The sequence below is a fragment of the Pseudomonas sp. LS2P72 genome (assembly GCF_054897865.1).
The window spans coordinates 4,656,341-4,673,283 of record NZ_CM142708.1; the positions used below are offsets into that span (position 1 = coordinate 4,656,341).

A 16,943-nucleotide genomic window follows, 5' to 3' on the forward strand; every position below is an offset into this window, starting at 1 on the left:
CCGCGGAGCGGCCATCGCGAGCAGGCTCGCTCCCACAATGGATTGATGGTGTTGCTGCAATCTGTAACAACACCTGAAACCCTGTGGGAGCGAGCCTGCTCGCGATGAGGCCCGCAAGAACACACAAAACGCCCCGCCGTCTTCGGATGCCGGGGCGTTTTGCTGCCTACGATTCAACTTGCCCCACGCCGGGCCGACAAACTGGCAATATCAACACTTCAAGATGCCGGAGATAACGGATATGTCCCTACGCACCCAGCTCACCACGCTGCTGCTGACCTGCAGTTTTTCGGTCATGGCCGCCACCGAGATCGTGCCACTGAACTACCGCACCAGTGCCGACATGCTGCCGATGGCCCAGGATTTCATCGGCAAGGATGGCCAGGTCAGCGCCTATGGCAACCAATTGATCGTTAACGCCGATCAGCGCAAGATCGACGAACTTAAAGCCTTGATCACGCAACTCGATGTTGCCGCCAAACGCCTGCTGATCACTGTCGACACCAACGAAAACAACTTCCAGGGCGATCAGGGCTACTCGGTAAACGGCGCGAAACCGAGCCAGACTCGCATCATCAACCGCAGCACCGATAGCCGTGACGGCGGGATTCAGCAGATCCAGGCCAGCGAAGGCGCGCCAGCTCTGATCCAGGTCGGCCAGAGCGTTCCGCTCACCAGCTCTCAGACCGATTCCTATGGCGACCTGCGCAGCCAGACCGAATACCGCAACGTCACCCAGGGTTTCTATGTCACCGCAAGCGTTACCGGCGACATCGTTCATCTGGCGATCAGCACCAATCGTGACCGCATGAGCCAGGAACGTCCCGATGTAGTGAATGTGCAAAGTACCGACACAACTGTCACCGGACGACTGGGCGAATGGATCACCCTGGCCGGTGTCAACCGCCAGACTCAGGCCGACAAACAGGGCCAGACCCGCAGCTACTCGACTCAGGGCCGCGATGACATGACCCTGCGGGTGAAGGTCGATACTTTGGACTAAACCACCGAAAACTGACTGATTAGTCGTATTAGACCAAAGATGTAGTGCCATAAAAAAAGCACTACAAAACGTTTGACGATACAAAAAAGCAAAGGCATGATGGCCTCGCTCCCGCTAATCAGGGGCCCTGGCAAGGGCCTTCGAGGCGCCGCTCGCACCTACCCCGCGAGCCGCTTCGTGTCTGTACCGCCCACAAGGTGTGTTTGACGAGGTTGCCGACTGGAACGAAGTTGTCCCGAGGGACGGAAGCGTAATTAGGTAACCCGGCTCCACACTGAAGTTCGCACCAAGGCCCACGACGCCCGAATGCGCTCGCCAGTTCGCCCTTACCTGCTCACTTCCCCTCGAGCCCATCGTTCACCCCGTCGCCATCCCCGCCGAATCCGACTTGACCACCTAAGCTTCTGGTCAGCGAGCAGCCTTTTACGCCCCCTGTTGAAACGCGTATCTGGCAGGAGCAAGGAATTTTCCACCCCAGACCTATGCAACGAGGTTTATCTCCATGGCACTGACACGCGAACAGCAAATTGCAGCCCTCGAAAAAGATTGGGCTGAAAACCCACGCTGGAAAGGCGTGACACGCGCTTACTCCGCTGCTGACGTCGTCCGCCTGCGTGGCTCGGTTCAACCTGAGCACACCTTTGCAAAATTGGGCGCCGAGAAGCTTTGGAACCTGGTAACCCAGGGCGCCAAGCCGTCCTTCCGTCCTGATAAAGATTTCGTCAACTGCATGGGCGCCCTGACCGGCGGCCAGGCTGTACAACAAGTTAAAGCCGGTATCCAGGCGATCTACCTGTCGGGCTGGCAAGTCGCTGCGGACAACAACTCCGCCGAATCGATGTACCCGGACCAGTCGCTGTACCCGGTGGATTCGGTTCCAACCGTGGTCAAGCGCATCAACAATTCGTTCCGTCGTGCTGACCAGATCCAGTGGAAAGCCGGCAAAGGCCCGGGCGACGAAGGCTACATCGACTACTTCGCGCCAATCGTGGCGGACGCTGAAGCCGGTTTCGGCGGCGTACTGAACGCTTACGAGCTGATGAAAAGCATGATCGAAGCAGGCGCCGCCGGCGTTCACTTCGAAGACCAACTGGCTTCCGTGAAAAAATGCGGCCACATGGGCGGCAAGGTACTGGTTCCTACCCAGGAAGCTGTACAGAAGCTGACCGCTGCTCGTCTGGCAGCTGACGTTGCCGGTACTCCGACCATCATTCTGGCCCGTACCGACGCTAACGCAGCTGACCTGCTGACTTCCGATTGCGACCCGTACGACAAAGAGTTCGTGACTGGCGAACGCACCCAGGAAGGCTTCTACAAAGTGCGCGCCGGTCTCGACCAGGCGATCTCTCGCGGCCTGGCTTACGCTCCGTACGCCGACCTGATCTGGTGCGAAACCGCCAAGCCGGACCTGGACGAGGCTCGTCGCTTCGCTGAAGCGATCAAAAAGGAATACCCGGACCAACTGCTGTCGTACAACTGCTCGCCTTCCTTCAACTGGAAGAAAAACCTGGACGACGCGACCATCGCCAAGTTTCAGCGCGAATTGTCCGCCATGGGTTACAAGCACCAGTTCATCACCCTGGCCGGCATTCACAACATGTGGCACAGCATGTTCAACCTGGCGCACGACTACGCCCGCAACGACATGACTGCCTACGTGAAGCTGCAAGAGCAAGAGTTCGCTGACGCGTCGAAGGGCTACACCTTCGTGGCTCACCAGCAGGAAGTGGGCACCGGCTACTTCGACGACATGACCACCGTGATTCAAGGTGGCTCGTCTTCGGTAACCGCACTGACCGGTTCGACTGAAGAAGAACAGTTCCACTGATCTGCTTCACCTGAGCAAACGGCCGTTGCGGACCGAGTAGAAAGCTAACCGCAACGCCGCACATCTGACGCCCCGACTGGTTCGGGGCGTTTTTTTTGCCTGTAATTCAGCCACGACACGATCTTGTAGGAGCAAGGCTTGCCCGCGATGGGGGCGCCGCGGTGAATCAGGGATACCGCGTCATCGCTCATCGCGGGCAAGTCGGACCGCCGCACCGCTTGCTCCTACAAAAGCACGGAAAAATCATTGATCCAGAGCAGTTTCTCGATCAGGAAAAGAAGGTAAAACGTCGCCGCTCGCTACTTGCAGTAACGCGCATATAAGACAACTTCCCGGCGCTTATCCCATTTAATAGTTTAAAAACCGCCGCAAACAATATTGATTATCATTTAGCCAGAAATATGTTCGTTACATTCCAAACAGGACAATATTGATGAAATCCCGGCTAATGCCCGAGCCGCATGGGCTGCGGGGCTTTGGAGGTGCGCTATGTCCTTATTCCTATAAATAATTTCGCTATAGGAATTTTACTTGCACGGTGTTGTGCCATAAAATCAGCGGGATTGATTGCTGCGACATATCGTCACTGCTTTGTTTCTTTTCAAGCTCAGAGACCTTTGCTCTCTGTTAAGGATTACCAGCATGCCCGAAGCGACAGGACTCATGGCCCACAACTGGGGCTTTGCCATTTTCCTTCTGGGCGTCGTCGGCCTTTGTGCCTTCATGCTCGGCGTCTCCAGCCTCCTCGGGTCAAAAGCCTGGGGCCGCAGCAAAAACGAACCGTTCGAATCCGGCATGCTGCCTACAGGTGGCGCCCGTCTGCGGCTCTCTGCAAAATTCTATCTGGTCGCGATGCTCTTCGTGATCTTCGATATCGAAGCCCTTTTTCTCTTTGCCTGGTCTGTGTCCGTCCGCGAAAGCGGCTGGACCGGATTCGTCGAAGCTCTCGTTTTCATAGCAATTCTGTTGGCAGGTCTTGTCTACCTGTTCCGAGTGGGCGCCCTTGACTGGGCTCCAGAAGCTCGTCGCAAGCGGCAGGCGAAGCTGAAACAATGAGGCTTTGGCAATGCAATACAATCTCACCAGGATCGACCCCGATGCTCCTAACGAGCAGTATCCGATTGGCGAACGGGAAACCGTTTCCGATCCGTTAGAAGATCAAGTCCACAAAAACATTTTCATGGGCAAGCTCGAAGACGTGCTTAACGGCACGATCAACTGGGGGCGCAAGAACTCCCTGTGGCCGTATAACTTCGGTCTTTCGTGCTGCTACGTGGAAATGACCACCGCCTTCACGGCGCCCCACGACATCGCGCGCTTTGGCGCCGAGGTTATCCGGGCATCGCCGCGCCAGGCGGATTTCATGGTTATCGCCGGTACCTGCTTCATCAAGATGGCGCCGATCATTCAGCGTCTCTATGAGCAAATGCTCGAACCCAAGTGGGTTATCTCCATGGGTTCGTGCGCCAACTCCGGTGGCATGTACGACATCTACTCCGTCGTTCAAGGGGTGGACAAGTTCCTGCCCGTGGACGTCTACGTGCCTGGCTGCCCGCCCCGCCCTGAAGCTTTTCTGCAAGGCTTGATGCTCTTGCAAGAGTCGATTGGACAGGAGCGTCGCCCACTTTCCTGGGTCGTCGGCGATCAAGGCGTGTACCGCGCCGAGATGCCTTCGCAAAAGGAACAGCGCCGCGAACAGCGAATCGCAGTCACCAACCTGCGCAGCCCCGACGAAGTCTGATCCAGACCTGCTTCTTTTATAGAACGAGAACCTGGCTTCATTCTTTACGTTGACCGAAAGCGATAAATAACCATGACTACAGGCAGTGCTCTGTACATCCCGCCTTATAAGGCAGACGACCAGGATGTGGTCGTCGAACTGAACAACCGTTTTGGCCCCGAGGCGTTCACCGCCCAGCCGACCCGCACCGGCATGCCGGTGCTTTGGGTTGCCCGTGCCAAACTCGTCGAAGTCCTGACCTTCCTGCGTAACCTGCCCAAGCCGTACGTCATGCTCTATGACCTGCACGGCGTGGACGAGCGTCTGCGCACCAAGCGTCAAGGGCTGCCAAGCGGCGCCGACTTCACTGTGTTCTATCACTTGATGTCGATCGAACGTAATAGTGACGTAATGATCAAGGTCGCCTTGTCCGAGAGCGACCTCAGCGTGCCGACCGTGACCGGCATCTGGCCGAACGCCAACTGGTACGAGCGTGAAGTGTGGGACATGTACGGCATCAACTTTGCCGGTCACCCGCACCTGACCCGCATCATGATGCCGCCGACCTGGGAAGGTCACCCGCTGCGCAAGGACTTCCCGGCCCGTGCCACCGAGTTCGACCCGTTCAGCCTGACCCTGGCCAAGCAACAGCTTGAGGAAGAAGCCGCGCGCTTCAAGCCTGAAGACTGGGGCATGAAGCGTTCCGGTGCGAACGAGGACTACATGTTCCTCAACCTCGGTCCTAACCACCCTTCCGCGCACGGTGCGTTCCGCATCATTCTGCAGCTGGACGGTGAAGAGATCGTCGACTGCGTGCCGGACGTCGGTTACCACCACCGTGGTGCCGAGAAGATGGCCGAGCGTCAGTCCTGGCACAGCTTCATTCCGTACACCGACCGTATCGACTACCTCGGCGGCGTGATGAACAACCTGCCTTATGTGCTCTCGGTCGAGAAGCTCGCCGGCATCAAGGTGCCTGAGAAGGTCGACGTCATCCGCATCATGATGGCCGAGTTCTTCCGGATCACCAGCCACCTGCTGTTCCTGGGGACTTACATCCAGGACGTCGGCGCCATGACTCCGGTGTTCTTCACGTTCACCGACCGTCAGAAGGCGTACACGGTGATCGAAGCCATTACCGGTTTCCGTCTGCACCCGGCCTGGTACCGCATCGGTGGCGTCGCTCACGACCTGCCGCGCGGCTGGGAAAAACTGGTGAAAGACTTCATCGACTGGATGCCAAAGCGTCTGGACGAATACCAGAAAGCCGCACTGGACAACAGCATCCTGCGTGGCCGGACCATCGGCGTCGCCGCCTACAACACCAAAGAAGCCCTGGAATGGGGCGTCACCGGTTCCGGCCTGCGTTCGACCGGCTGCGATTTCGACCTGCGTAAAGCTCGCCCGTACTCCGGTTACGAGAACTTCGAATTTGAAGTGCCGCTGGCGGCCAATGGCGATGCCTACGACCGTTGCATCGTGCGTGTCGAAGAAATGCGCCAGAGCCTGAAGATCATCGAGCAGTGCATGCGCAACATGCCGGAAGGCCCGTACAAGGCGGATCACCCGCTGACCACGCCGCCGCCGAAAGAGCGCACCCTGCAACACATCGAGACCTTGATCACGCACTTCCTGCAAGTTTCGTGGGGCCCGGTCATGCCGGCCAACGAATCCTTCCAGATGATCGAAGCGACCAAGGGCATCAACAGTTATTACCTGACGAGCGATGGCGGCACCATGAGCTACCGCACCCGGATTCGCACCCCAAGCTTCCCGCACCTGCAGCAGATCCCTTCGGTGATCAAAGGCAGCATGGTCGCGGACTTGATCGCGTACCTGGGTAGTATCGATTTCGTTATGGCCGACGTGGACCGCTAAGCATGAACAGCACGCTTATCCAGACAGACCGTTTCGCCCTGAGCGAAACCGAGCGCTCGGCCATCGAGCACGAGCTGCATCACTACGAAGACCCGCGCGCGGCGTCGATCGAAGCCCTGAAGATCGTCCAGAAGGAACGTGGCTGGGTGCCTGATGGCGCGCTCTACGCCATCGGCGAGATCCTCGGCATCCCGGCCAGCGACGTTGAAGGGGTGGCGACGTTCTATAGCCAGATCTTCCGTCAGCCGGTCGGCCGTCACATCATTCGCGTCTGCGACAGCATGGTCTGCTACATCGGCGGCCATGAGTCCGTAGTCAGCGAAATCCAGAGCAATCTGGGCATCGGCCTGGGTCAGACCACCGCCGACGGTCGTTTCACCCTGCTGCCGGTCTGCTGCCTCGGCAACTGCGACAAGGCGCCGGCGTTGATGATCGACGACGACACATTCGGTGATGTGCAGCCTGCCGGCGTTGCCAAATTGCTCGAGGGCTACGTATGACCCTGACTTCCTTCGGTCCAGCCAACCGCATCAAGCGTTCGGCCGAGACTCACCCGCTGACCTGGCGTCTGCGTGACGACGGCGAAGCCGTATGGCTCGACGAGTACCAGGCCAAGAACGGTTACGCGGCTGCGCGCAAGGCTTTCGCCGACATGGCTCAGGACGACATCGTCCAGACCGTGAAAGACGCAGGCCTTAAAGGCCGCGGCGGTGCAGGCTTCCCCACGGGTGTCAAGTGGGGCCTGATGCCCAAAGACGAATCCATCAACATCCGCTACCTGCTGTGCAACGCGGACGAGATGGAACCGAACACCTGGAAAGACCGCATGCTGATGGAGCAACTGCCCCATCTGCTGATCGAAGGCATGCTGATCAGTGCTCGCGCGCTGAAAACCTACCGTGGCTACATCTTCCTGCGTGGCGAATACACCACCGCCGCCAAGCACCTGAACCGTGCCGTGGAAGAAGCCAAGGCAGCGGGCCTGTTGGGTAAAAACATTCTGGGCAGCGGCTTCGATTTCGAGCTGTTCGTCCACACCGGCGCCGGGCGTTACATCTGCGGTGAAGAAACCGCACTGATCAACTCCCTCGAAGGTCGCCGCGCCAACCCGCGCTCCAAGCCGCCCTTCCCTGCCGCCGTTGGCGTGTGGGGCAAGCCGACTTGCGTGAACAACGTTGAAACCCTGTGCAACGTGCCGGCGATCATTGCCGACGGCGTTGACTGGTACAAATCGTTGGCGCGTGAAGGCAGTGAAGACATGGGCACCAAGCTCATGGGCTTCTCCGGCAAGGTCAAGAACCCGGGCCTGTGGGAATTGCCGTTCGGCGTCACCGGTCGCGAGTTGTTCGAAGACTACGCCGGCGGCATGCGCGACGGTTACAAGCTCAAGTGCTGGCAGCCAGGCGGCGCCGGTACCGGTTTCCTGTTGCCGGAACACCTGGACGCACAAATGTACGCCGGCGGCATCGCCAAAGTGGGCACCCGTATGGGTACCGGCCTGGCCATGGCGGTGGACGACAGCGTCAACATGGTTTCCCTGCTGCGCAACATGGAAGAGTTCTTCTCCCGCGAATCTTGCGGCTTCTGCACCCCGTGCCGTGACGGATTGCCGTGGAGCGTCAAGCTTCTGCGCGCGATCGAGAACGGTGAAGGGCAAGCCGGCGATATCGAGACCCTGCTGGGTCTGGTCGGTTTCCTCGGCCCAGGCAAGACCTTCTGTGCTCACGCACCGGGCGCCGTGGAGCCGTTGGGCAGCGCAATCAAATACTTCCGCCATGAGTTCGAAGCCGGCATCGCGCCTACCAGCGCCGTCGTCCCGCCTCTGGCAAGGCCGATCGTAGTCGGCGCGTAAACGCTTAAAAAAGCGAAGGGTCCGTGCCCGCAGCTTTTCGTGTGAGGTCGCCGTAAACGGCTGTGTTGATTCACGCGAATAACAAGATTCCATTAGCCACGCCCGCTGACACCGGGCCAACGAAGAACTTTGAACCATGGCCACTATCCACGTAGACGGCAAAGAGCTCGAAGTCGACGGGGCAGACAACCTGTTACAGGCATGTCTGTCGCTAGGCCTCGATATCCCTTATTTCTGCTGGCACCCAGCCCTTGGCAGCGTTGGCGCTTGCCGCCAGTGCGCGGTCAAGCAGTACACCGACGAAAACGACAAGCGCGGTCGGATCGTCATGTCGTGCATGACGCCAGCTACCGACGGCAGCTGGATCTCCATCGACGACGAAGAAGCGAAAGTGTTTCGCGCCAGCGTCGTTGAATGGCTGATGACCAACCACCCTCACGACTGCCCGGTCTGTGAAGAAGGCGGTCACTGCCACCTGCAAGACATGACGGTGATGACCGGCCACAACGAGCGCCGTTATCGCTTCACCAAGCGTACTCACCAGAACCAGCAACTGGGGCCGTTCATTTCCCACGAAATGAACCGCTGCATCGCTTGCTACCGCTGCGTGCGCTTTTATAAGGACTACGCTGGCGGCACCGACCTCGGCGTATTCGGCGCCCACGACAACGTGTACTTCGGTCGCGTTGAAGACGGCACCCTGGAAAGCGAGTTCTCCGGCAACCTCACCGAGGTCTGCCCGACCGGAGTGTTCACCGACAAGACTCACTCCGAGCGCTACAACCGCAAGTGGGACATGCAGTTCTCGCCGAGCATCTGTCATGGCTGCTCCAGCGGTTGCAACATCTCCCCGGGCGAGCGCTACGGTGAACTGCGTCGCATCGAAAACCGTTTCAACGGTTCGGTAAACCAGTACTTCCTGTGCGACCGTGGCCGTTTCGGCTATGGCTACGTCAATCGCAAGGATCGCCCGCGTCAGGCATTGCTGGCCAACGGCGCCAAGCTGACGCTCGACGAAGCGCTGGATAAAGCGGCAGACCTGCTGCGCGGCCGCAACATCGTCGGTATCGGTTCGCCACGCGCCAGCCTCGAAAGCAACTACGCGTTGCGCGAACTGGTCGGCACCGAGCACTTCTACTCTGGTATCGAAGCTGCCGAGCTGGAACGCATTCGTCTGGTCATGCAGGTGCTCAAAGACAGCCCGCTGCCGATCCCGAACATGCGCGACATCGAAGACCACGATGCGATCTTCGTCCTCGGCGAAGACCTGACCCAGACTGCTGCGCGCATGGCCCTGTCCTTGCGTCAATCGGTCAAGGGCAAAGCCGAAGACATGGCCGACGCCATGCGCGTTCAGCCTTGGCTCGACGCCGCCGTGAAGAACATCGGTCAGAACGCGCTGAACCCGCTGTTCATCGCCAGCCTGGCCGAAACCAAGCTCGACGACATCGCTGAAGAATGCGTACACGCTGCGCCAGACGACCTGGCCCGCATCGGTTTCGCCGTGGCTCACGCCCTCGACGCCAGCGCGCCTGCTGTTGAAGGTCTGGACGCTGAAGCCCTAGAGCTGGCCAAGCGCATTGCCGACGCCCTGCTCGCCGCCAAGCGTCCGCTGATCATTGCCGGTACCTCGTTGGGTTCCAAGGCGCTGATCGAAGCCGCTGCAAACATCGCCAAAGCCCTGAAGCTGCGCGAGAAGAACGGTTCCATCAGCCTGATCGTGCCAGAGGCCAACAGCCTCGGCCTGGCCATGCTCGGTGGTGAATCGGTCGACGCAGCCCTGCAAGCGGTGATCGACGGTAAAGCTGACGCCATCGTCGTGCTGGAAAACGATCTGTACACCCGTACCGACAAAGCCCGTGTCGATGCTGCCCTGAACGCCGCGAAAGTGCTGATCGTGGCGGACCATCAGAAGACCGCCACCAGCGATCGCGCGCACCTGATTCTGCCAGCCGCCAGCTTCGCTGAAGGCGACGGTACGCTGGTCAGCCAGGAAGGCCGCGCCCAGCGTTTCTTCCAGGTCTTCGACCCGACTTACCTCGACGCAAGCATCATGGTTCACGAAGGCTGGCGCTGGCTGCATGCCCTGCGCGCCACCCTGTTGAACCAGCCGATCGACTGGACTCAACTGGACCACGTCACCGCTGCCTGTGCCGCAAGCACTCCGCAACTGGCCGGCATCGTCAGCGCCGCACCGTCCGCCGCGTTCCGCATCAAAGGCCTGAAACTGGCTCGCGAACCGCTGCGTTACTCCGGTCGTACCGCCATGCGCGCCGACATCAGCGTGCACGAACCGCGTACTTCCCAGGACAACGACACCGCGTTCTCGTTCTCCATGGAAGGTTACTCGGGCTCGGTCGAACCGCGTCAGCAAGTGCCATTCGCCTGGTCTCCGGGCTGGAACTCGCCGCAAGCCTGGAACAAGTTCCAGGACGAAGTCGGTGGTCACATCCGCGCTGGCGACCCAGGCACTCGCCTGATCGAAAGCACCGGCGACTCGCTGAACTGGTTTGCCAGTGTTCCGCGTGCGTTCAACCCGGCGCCGGGCACCTGGCAGGTTGTGCCGTTCTTCCACCTGTTCGGCAGCGAAGAGAACTCTTCCAAAGCCGCACCGGTTCAGGAACGCATCCCGGCCGCTTACGTGTCGCTGGCCAAATCCGAAGCCGACCGTCTGGGTGTCAATGACGGCGCCCTGCTGAGCTTGAGCGTTGCTGGCCAGACCCTGCGTCTGCCGCTGCGCATCAACGAAGAGCTGGGTGCCGGTCTGGTCGCGTTGCCGGCCGGTATCGCCGGCATTCCGCCAGCGATCTTTGGCAAATCCGTTGACGGTCTGCAGGAGGCAGCTCAATGACCTGGTTCACGCCTGAAGTGATTGACGTGATCATCTCGGTCCTCAAGGCCATCGTGATTCTGCTCGCCGTGGTGGTGTGCGGCGCGTTGCTGAGCTGGGTCGAGCGCCGTTTGCTCGCCCTCTGGCAGGACCGTTACGGTCCGAACCGCGTCGGCCCGTTCGGCGCGTTCCAGATTGCGGCCGACATGATCAAGATGTTCTTCAAGGAAGACTGGACCCCGCCGTTCGCCGACAAAGTGATCTTCACTTTGGCACCGGTCGTGGCCATGAGCGCCTTGCTGATTGCCTTCGCGATCATCCCGATCACCCCGACCTGGGGTGTGGCGGACATCAACATCGGCATCCTGTTCTTCTTCGCCATGGCCGGTCTGTCGGTCTACGCGGTGCTGTTCGCCGGCTGGTCGAGTAACAACAAGTTCGCCCTGTTGGGCAGCTTGCGGGCCTCGGCGCAAACCGTGTCGTACGAAGTGTTCATGGGCCTGTCGCTGATGGGCATCGTGATCCAGGTTGGCTCGTTCAACATGCGCGACATCGTTGAATACCAGGCGCAGAACCTGTGGTTCGTCATCCCGCAGATCTTCGGTTTCCTGACCTTCTTCATTGCCGGCGTTGCCGTGACTCACCGTCACCCGTTCGACCAGCCGGAAGCGGAACAGGAACTGGCCGACGGTTACCACATTGAATACGCCGGCATGAAATGGGGCATGTTCTTCGTCGGCGAGTACATCGGCATCGTGTTGATTTCGGCGCTGCTGGTGACCTTGTTCTTCGGTGGCTGGCACGGTCCGTTCGGCATTCTGCCGCAGATCCCGTTCATCTGGTTCGCACTGAAAACCGCGTTCTTCATCATGTTCTTCATCCTGCTGCGCGCCTCGATTCCGCGCCCACGGTATGACCAAGTGATGGATTTCAGCTGGAAGTTCTGCCTGCCGCTGACCCTCGTCAACATGCTGGTGACCGCTGCGATCGTGTTGCTCAACACGCCCGCCGTCGCGGCGCAGTGAGGATAGAGAATCATGAAGTACATATTTGACATCGTGCATGGCTTCTTCACCCAGCTTCGCAGCCTGGTGATGATCTTCGGCCACGCCTTCCGCAAGCGCGACACGCTGCAATACCCGGAAGAGGCGGTGTACCTGCCGCCGCGCTTCCGTGGCCGTATCGTGCTGACCCGCGACCCCGACGGCGAAGAGCGTTGCGTAGCCTGCAACCTGTGCGCCGTGGCGTGCCCGGTTGGTTGCATCTCGCTGCAGAAAGCTGAAACCGAAGACGGTCGCTGGTACCCGGACTTCTTCCGCATCAACTTCTCGCGCTGCATTTTCTGCGGCCTCTGCGAGGAAGCCTGCCCGACCACCGCGATCCAGCTGACACCGGATTTCGAGATGGCCGAGTTCAAACGTCAGGACCTGGTGTACGAGAAAGAAGATCTGCTGATCTCCGGCCCCGGCAAAAACCCTGATTACAACTTCTATCGTGTTGCAGGTATGGCGATTGCCGGTAAGCCGAAAGGCGCCGCGCAGAATGAAGCCGAACCGATCAACGTGAAGAGCTTGCTGCCTTAAGGAAGAAAGATGGAATTCGCTTTCTATTTCGCATCGGGTATCGCTGTTGTGTCCACGCTTCGCGTGATCACCAACACCAACCCTGTGCACGCCCTGCTCTACCTGATCATTTCGCTGATTGCCGTGGCGATGACGTTTTTCGCCCTCGGCGCACCGTTTGCCGGTGTGCTGGAAGTGATCGCCTACGCTGGCGCCATCATGGTGCTGTTCGTGTTCGTGGTGATGATGCTGAACCTGGGGCCCGCCTCGGTTCAGCAAGAGCGCGTCTGGCTCAAGCCCGGCATCTGGCTCGGCCCGGTCGCACTCGGCACCCTGCTGCTGGTTGAACTGCTGTACGTGCTGTTCAGCGACGCCAGCGGTCAGGCCATCGGCCACACCACCGTAGACGCCAAGGCCGTGGGCATCAGCCTGTTCGGTCCTTATCTGCTGGTGGTCGAACTCGCCTCGATGCTGCTGCTCGCCGCAGCCGTCACGGCGTTCCACTTGGGCCGCAACGAAGCCAAGGAGCAATGACGATGCCTGCTATCCCTATGGAGCATGGTCTGGCGGTCGCCGGCATCCTGTTCTGCCTCGGTCTGGTCGGCCTGATGGTCCGGCGCAACATTCTCTTCGTGCTGATGAGCCTGGAGGTCATGATGAATGCCTCCGCACTGGCCTTCATCGTTGCCGGTAGCCGCTGGGCGCAGCCGGATGGACAGATCATGTTCATCCTGGTGATCAGCCTGGCAGCCGCCGAGGCCAGTATTGGCCTGGCGATTCTGTTGCAGCTGTATCGCCGCTTCCACACTCTCGATATCGACGCTGCCAGCGAGATGCGCGGATGAATCTTCTCTATCTGACTTTCGTATTCCCTCTCATAGGTTTCCTGCTGCTGGCGTTCTCACGCGGCCGTTTTTCGGAAAACCTGTCGGCGCTGATTGGCGTCGGTTCCATCGGCTTGTCTGCCATCGTCACGGCTTATGTGATCTGGCAGTTCAACGTTGCGCCACCTGAAGGTGGTCACTACACGCAGGTGTTGTGGCAGTGGATGGCGGTGGAAGGCTTTACGCCTAACTTCGCGCTGTACCTGGATGGTCTGTCCCTGACCATGCTCGGTGTGGTGGTCGGCGTTGGCTTCCTGATCCACCTGTTCGCGTCCTGGTACATGCGCGGTGAAGCCGGTTACTCGCGCTTCTTCGCCTACACCAACCTGTTTATCGCCAGCATGCTGTTCCTGGTCCTGGGCGATAACCTGTTGTTCCTGTACTTCGGTTGGGAAGGCGTGGGCCTGTGCTCGTACCTGTTGATCGGTTTCTACTACAGCAACCGCAACAACGGTAACGCGGCACTCAAAGCCTTCATCGTCACCCGTATCGGCGACGTGTTCATGGCCATCGGCCTGTTCATCCTGTTCGCGCAACTGGGCACGCTGAACATCCAGGAACTGCTGGTGCTGGCGCCGCAGAAATTCCAGTCTGGCGACTTCTGGATGGTCATGGCGACCCTGATGCTGCTGGGCGGCGCTGTCGGTAAATCCGCGCAACTGCCGCTGCAAACCTGGCTGGCGGACGCAATGGCCGGTCCTACTCCGGTTTCGGCACTGATCCACGCCGCAACCATGGTGACCGCCGGTGTCTACCTGATCGCCCGTACTCACGGTCTGTTTGCCCTGGCGCCGGATATCCTGCACCTGGTTGGCGTTGTCGGCGGTGTGACCCTGGTGCTGGCAGGTTTTGCTGCACTGGTTCAGACCGACATCAAACGTATCCTCGCCTACTCGACCATGAGCCAGATCGGCTACATGTTCCTGGCCCTGGGCGTTGGCGCGTGGGATGGCGCGATCTTCCACCTGATGACCCACGCCTTCTTCAAGGCGCTGCTGTTCCTTGCATCCGGTGCGGTGATCGTTGCCTGCCACCACGAGCAGAACATCTTCAAGATGGGCGGTCTGTGGAAGAAACTGCCACTGGCCTACGCCAGCTTCATCGTCGGCGGCGCGGCATTGTCTGCCCTGCCACTGGTGACCGCAGGCTTCTACTCCAAGGACGAAATCCTCTGGGAAGCGTTCGCCAGCGGCAACCACGGTTTGCTGTATGCAGGTCTGGTGGGTGCGTTCATGACGTCGCTGTACACGTTCCGCCTGATCTTCATCGCGTTCCACGGTGAAGTGAAGACCGAAGCGCACGCCGGTCACGGCATCGCTCACTGGCTGCCACTGTCGGTGCTGATCGTATTGTCTACCGCCATTGGCGCGATGATCGTTCCACCGCTGCACGGCGTGCTGCCGGAAAGCGTCGGCCATGCCGGCGGCGAAGCCAAGCACAGTCTGGAAATCGCGTCGGGCGCCATCGCCCTGGCCGGTATCCTGCTGGCCGCGCTGCTGTTCCTCGGCAAGCGTCGTTTCGTCACTGCAATCGCCAACAGCGGCATCGGCCGCTTCCTTTCGGCCTGGTGGTTCGCCGCCTGGGGCTTCGACTGGATCTACGACAAACTGTTCGTCAAGCCATACCTTGCGATCAGCCACGCACTGCGCAGAGACCCGCTCGACCAGACCATCGGTCTGATCCCGCGTATGGCCAAAGGTGGTCACACCGCCCTGAGCCGTACCGAAACCGGTCAACTGCGTTGGTACGCGGCATCGATGGCAGCCGGCTCCGTGCTGGTCATCGGCGCCATCGTGCTGGTAGCGGTCTGATATGAACCTTGCGAACTTGCGAAAGGAATTGAGCCCGTCATGATTCTGCCTTGGCTAATCCTGATCCCCTTCATCGGCGGCCTGCTGTGCTGGATGGGTGAGCGCTTCGGCGCTACCCTCCCCCGCTGGATTGCGCTGATCACCATGTCCCTGTTGCTCTCCCTCGGCCTCTGGCTGTGGGCCAACGGTGACTATTCACTTGCCCCGGCGCCTGGCGCCGATCCGAGCTGGGTGCTTGAGTTCAAGCACATCTGGATCGAGCGCTTCGGCATCAGCGTGCACCTGGCCCTCGACGGCCTGTCGCTGTTGATGATCATGCTGACCGGTCTGCTGGGTATCCTCTCGGTACTCTGCTCGTGGAAAGAGATCCAGCGTCACGTTGGCTTCTTCCACTTGAACCTGATGTGGATCCTGGGCGGTGTCGTCGGTGTGTTCCTCGCCCTCGACCTGTTCATGTTCTTCTTCTTCTGGGAAATGATGCTGGTGCCGATGTACTTCCTCATCGCGCTCTGGGGTCACAGTTCTTCGGACGGCAAGAAAACCCGGATCTACGCGGCGACCAAGTTCTTCATCTTCACTCAGGCTTCCGGCCTGATCATGTTGGTGGCGATCCTGGGTCTGGTCCTGGTCAACTTCGACGACACCGGCGTGATTACCTTCAACTACGCCGACCTGTTGAAAACCAAGATGTCGCTGACCACCGAGTACATCCTGATGCTCGGCTTCTTCATCGCCTTTGCGGTGAAGCTGCCAGTGGTGCCGTTCCACTCCTGGTTGCCTGACGCTCACGCCCAGGCGCCGACAGCGGGTTCGGTCGACCTGGCCGGTATCTTGTTGAAAACGGCGGCTTACGGTCTGCTGCGTTTCGCCCTGCCGCTGTTCCCGAATGCTTCGGCCGAGTTCGCGCCGTTCGCCATGACCCTGGGTCTGATCGGGATCTTCTACGGTGCGTTCCTGGCGTTCGCGCAAACTGACATCAAGCGTCTGGTCGCGTACTCCAGCGTTTCGCACATGGGCTTCGTGCTGATCGGCATCTACTCCGGCAGCCAACTGGCGCTGCAGGGCGCGGTGATGCTGATGCTCGCGCACGGTCTGTCGGCGGCGGCACTCTTTATCCTGTGTGGCCAACTCTACGAGCGCACTCACACTCGCGACATGCGTGAAATGGGTGGCCTGTGGTCGAAGATCACCTACCTGCCAGGCGTCAGCCTGTTCTTCGCGGCGGCCTCCCTGGGCTTGCCGGCGACCGGTAACTTCGTCGGCGAATTCCTGATCCTGATCGGCACGTTCCCGAGCGCCCCATGGATCACTATCATCGCGACGTCCGGTCTGGTGTTCGGTTCGGTCTACTCGCTGATCATGATTCACCGTGCCTACTTCGGCCCGTCCAAATCGGACGTGGTGCTGCGTGGCATGGATGGTCGCGAACTGATCATGGTGGTCGGTCTGGCAGCGTTGCTGATTTACATCGGCGTGTACCCGCAACCGTTCCTCGATACCTCTGCTGCGACGATGCATGGCGTGCAGCAATGGCTCGGCACCGCCTTCACTCAACTCGCTTCGGCCCGGTAAGAG

General features: G+C 59.7%; 14 protein-coding genes. All 14 read left to right on the forward strand.

Annotated elements, in window-relative coordinates; all coding sequences use genetic code 11:
• Positions 1-241 precede the first annotated feature (241 nt).
• The 14 genes from ACYZUA_RS21405 (at position 242) to nuoM (ending at position 16,940) form a co-directional block, all read left to right on the forward strand.
• A complete protein-coding gene (locus ACYZUA_RS21405; RefSeq protein WP_461960514.1) occupies positions 242-1,003 on the forward strand; it encodes a secretin N-terminal domain-containing protein in 762 nt (253 codons plus the stop codon).
• 502 nt (positions 1,004-1,505) lie between these two features.
• The gene (aceA, locus tag ACYZUA_RS21410; RefSeq protein ID WP_461954783.1) at positions 1,506-2,831 is read left to right on the forward strand and encodes an isocitrate lyase; all 1,326 of its coding nucleotides are present in this window, start codon (positions 1,506-1,508) and stop codon (positions 2,829-2,831) included.
• Positions 2,832-3,473: 642 nt separating this feature from the next.
• Positions 3,474-3,887: an NADH-quinone oxidoreductase subunit A gene (locus ACYZUA_RS21415; RefSeq protein WP_003223812.1), complete on the forward strand. Its 414-nt coding sequence runs from the start codon at positions 3,474-3,476 to the stop codon at positions 3,885-3,887.
• A gap of 10 nt (positions 3,888-3,897) precedes the next feature.
• A complete protein-coding gene (locus ACYZUA_RS21420; RefSeq protein ID WP_008146035.1) occupies positions 3,898-4,572 on the forward strand; it encodes a NuoB/complex I 20 kDa subunit family protein in 675 nt (224 codons plus the stop codon).
• A 72-nt stretch (positions 4,573-4,644) separates the two neighbouring features.
• Positions 4,645-6,429 (forward strand): NADH-quinone oxidoreductase subunit C/D, encoded by a 1,785-nt coding sequence (gene nuoC / locus ACYZUA_RS21425; protein WP_074878214.1) that lies wholly within the window; start codon positions 4,645-4,647, stop codon positions 6,427-6,429.
• A 2-nt stretch (positions 6,430-6,431) separates the two neighbouring features.
• Positions 6,432-6,929, forward strand: coding sequence for an NADH-quinone oxidoreductase subunit NuoE (gene nuoE / locus ACYZUA_RS21430; RefSeq protein ID WP_008146039.1), 498 nt, complete (start codon positions 6,432-6,434; stop codon positions 6,927-6,929).
• On the forward strand, positions 6,926-8,281 hold the full coding sequence (gene nuoF, locus ACYZUA_RS21435; protein WP_017339604.1) for an NADH-quinone oxidoreductase subunit NuoF: 1,356 nt from the start codon (positions 6,926-6,928) through the stop codon (positions 8,279-8,281). Before nuoE ends, nuoF begins: the two co-directional genes overlap by 4 nt.
• Before the next feature lie 136 nt (positions 8,282-8,417).
• Entirely contained in the window at positions 8,418-11,132 is a 2,715-nt protein-coding gene (gene nuoG, locus ACYZUA_RS21440) for an NADH-quinone oxidoreductase subunit NuoG (RefSeq protein WP_461960515.1), read from the forward strand.
• Positions 11,129-12,136 (forward strand): NADH-quinone oxidoreductase subunit NuoH, encoded by a 1,008-nt coding sequence (gene nuoH, locus ACYZUA_RS21445; protein ID WP_150766757.1) that lies wholly within the window; start codon positions 11,129-11,131, stop codon positions 12,134-12,136. The genes nuoG and nuoH overlap by 4 nt, the downstream gene beginning before the upstream one ends.
• 12 nt (positions 12,137-12,148) lie before the next feature.
• Positions 12,149-12,694 (forward strand): NADH-quinone oxidoreductase subunit NuoI, encoded by a 546-nt coding sequence (gene nuoI, locus ACYZUA_RS21450; protein WP_219847839.1) that lies wholly within the window; start codon positions 12,149-12,151, stop codon positions 12,692-12,694.
• 9 nt (positions 12,695-12,703) lie between these two features.
• On the forward strand, positions 12,704-13,207 hold the full coding sequence (gene nuoJ, locus ACYZUA_RS21455; RefSeq protein ID WP_007905076.1) for an NADH-quinone oxidoreductase subunit J: 504 nt from the start codon (positions 12,704-12,706) through the stop codon (positions 13,205-13,207).
• 2 nt (positions 13,208-13,209) lie between these two features.
• The gene (gene nuoK / locus ACYZUA_RS21460) at positions 13,210-13,518 is read left to right on the forward strand and encodes an NADH-quinone oxidoreductase subunit NuoK (protein WP_007946416.1); all 309 of its coding nucleotides are present in this window, start codon (positions 13,210-13,212) and stop codon (positions 13,516-13,518) included.
• The gene (gene nuoL, locus ACYZUA_RS21465) at positions 13,515-15,368 is read left to right on the forward strand and encodes an NADH-quinone oxidoreductase subunit L (protein ID WP_461960516.1); all 1,854 of its coding nucleotides are present in this window, start codon (positions 13,515-13,517) and stop codon (positions 15,366-15,368) included. Before nuoK ends, nuoL begins: the two co-directional genes overlap by 4 nt.
• Before the next feature lie 39 nt (positions 15,369-15,407).
• Positions 15,408-16,940 carry an NADH-quinone oxidoreductase subunit M gene (nuoM, locus tag ACYZUA_RS21470; protein WP_461960517.1) on the forward strand — a complete coding sequence of 511 codons (1,533 nt, stop codon included), beginning with the start codon at positions 15,408-15,410 and terminating at the stop codon, positions 16,938-16,940.
• The last annotated feature ends 3 nt before the right edge of the window (positions 16,941-16,943 follow it).

Bases quoted from the DNA above. Each gene is read 5' to 3' on its own strand.
- ACYZUA_RS21405 (WP_461960514.1), top strand. From the start codon at position 242: ATGTCCCTACGCACCCAGCTCACCACGCTGCTGCTGACCTGCAGTTTT.
- aceA (WP_461954783.1), top strand. From the start codon at position 1,506: ATGGCACTGACACGCGAACAGCAAATTGCAGCCCTCGAAAAAGATTGG.
- ACYZUA_RS21415 (WP_003223812.1), top strand. From the start codon at position 3,474: ATGCCCGAAGCGACAGGACTCATGGCCCACAACTGGGGCTTTGCCATT.
- ACYZUA_RS21420 (WP_008146035.1), top strand. From the start codon at position 3,898: ATGCAATACAATCTCACCAGGATCGACCCCGATGCTCCTAACGAGCAG.
- nuoC (WP_074878214.1), top strand. From the start codon at position 4,645: ATGACTACAGGCAGTGCTCTGTACATCCCGCCTTATAAGGCAGACGAC.
- nuoE (WP_008146039.1), top strand. From the start codon at position 6,432: ATGAACAGCACGCTTATCCAGACAGACCGTTTCGCCCTGAGCGAAACC.
- nuoF (WP_017339604.1), top strand. From the start codon at position 6,926: ATGACCCTGACTTCCTTCGGTCCAGCCAACCGCATCAAGCGTTCGGCC.
- nuoG (WP_461960515.1), top strand. From the start codon at position 8,418: ATGGCCACTATCCACGTAGACGGCAAAGAGCTCGAAGTCGACGGGGCA.
- nuoH (WP_150766757.1), top strand. From the start codon at position 11,129: ATGACCTGGTTCACGCCTGAAGTGATTGACGTGATCATCTCGGTCCTC.
- nuoI (WP_219847839.1), top strand. From the start codon at position 12,149: ATGAAGTACATATTTGACATCGTGCATGGCTTCTTCACCCAGCTTCGC.
- nuoJ (WP_007905076.1), top strand. From the start codon at position 12,704: ATGGAATTCGCTTTCTATTTCGCATCGGGTATCGCTGTTGTGTCCACG.
- nuoK (WP_007946416.1), top strand. From the start codon at position 13,210: ATGCCTGCTATCCCTATGGAGCATGGTCTGGCGGTCGCCGGCATCCTG.
- nuoL (WP_461960516.1), top strand. From the start codon at position 13,515: ATGAATCTTCTCTATCTGACTTTCGTATTCCCTCTCATAGGTTTCCTG.
- nuoM (WP_461960517.1), top strand. From the start codon at position 15,408: ATGATTCTGCCTTGGCTAATCCTGATCCCCTTCATCGGCGGCCTGCTG.